At 47.7% G+C, this 1,196-nt stretch carries 2 protein-coding genes; both read left to right on the top strand.

The annotated features are described in order from the left end of the window. On the top strand, positions 1–239 hold a 239-nt coding region (locus G4407_RS16110), incomplete at its 5' end, for a hypothetical protein (protein ID WP_173689687.1). A 29-nt stretch (positions 240–268) separates the two neighbouring features. Beyond that, a partial coding sequence (locus G4407_RS16105; RefSeq protein WP_173689686.1) for a lysozyme family protein occupies positions 269–1,196 on the top strand: 928 nt, incomplete at its 3' end.

Here is a 1,196-nt window from a genome sequence, read left to right as displayed (position 1 = left end):
ACCAGAAATATTGTAGAACATCTGCCAATATGTGTCCGGCTATTGAGTTTTCTATCCATGATCCGGAATCAATTTATTCGGATATGGAATATCCATTACCGTTGTCATCAAAAGACAGGGGTGATTTGGAACTTGTGCCATATTACAACGAGCATCCACTGGTAAATGAAGCAATCAGACAGTTGGAGCAGTTGCAGAAACAGCAGGAAAAAAAGAAACATCGGGATGTTGCCCGATGAGATAAGAGATACGGAAAGAGGGTGACCGGATGAGAGATATCAAGGAACGGGTAAGGGATAAGAATCCGAAGATTCGAAATCCGGCTGCCCGGCTTCCGAAAGAGCTGGTTCGCCAGACGGTACTGGAGGCAAAAGAAAAGCCAAGGGAACTACATGAGAAAAGCAGTGGGCAGTCAGACTCCCCAACACAGTATGGAACTGAAAAAATAGAATCCGTACAGTACAGTGCGGCGAGTGTGGCGGGAAGAACGGTAGGGAAAATGACATATCAAGGTGGAAAAAAGCTTGCAGGGGTAACCTACCGAAAGATAAAGGAAAGAAAAAGCAGACGGGAAGAAGCAAAAGCCACTGAAGATGCACTGAGGCAGGGTGCAGAAACCGGAAAGACATTAATTAAGGTGAAACCGGAACAGGCAGCACTTGCCAAGGAGAACAGTAAACGACAGGTAAAAGCAGCACCGAAAGTGGTAAAAGTATCCGGGCTGTCTCAGGAGAAAATAAAAACACAGGCATCCATGCAGAAATGGCAGGTAGAAAAAGGTGCGCAGGCGATGCAGAAAGCAAGAGCAGTCCAGATGGCAAGAAAATCCGCAGTAGCATCAGCAGAAAGCGGAGAAGCAGTCCTTCAGACGACCGGAAGAGGGGCAAAGTTTTCTATGCAGGGGATTACAGCAGCCATACAAAAAGCAACAGCCGCCCTGGGGAAAATGGGAAAATGGTTTGCCGCAGGAGGGATGGCATTTTTTGTAGTGTTTATCCTGATTGCCGGAATCATTGCCGGGGCAGCGTTTAGCAGTGGTTCGGAAAGTTCCGAATCCTTAAGTGAGGAAGTGCTTGCGTATACTTCCGTCATCCAGCGCTATGCCTCCCAGTACGGTATCCCGGAATATGTATCTGCGATTCAGGCCATCATGATGCAGGAATCTGGAGGCAGGGGAACAGACCCGATGCAGTGTT

The sequence above is a fragment of the Allocoprococcus comes genome (genome assembly GCF_013300725.1).
Lineage (GTDB): Bacteria > Bacillota > Clostridia > Lachnospirales > Lachnospiraceae > Allocoprococcus > Allocoprococcus comes_A.
The sequence above is the reverse complement of the archived record's forward strand: the minus strand, read 5'-3'. Positions and strand labels throughout refer to the sequence as shown.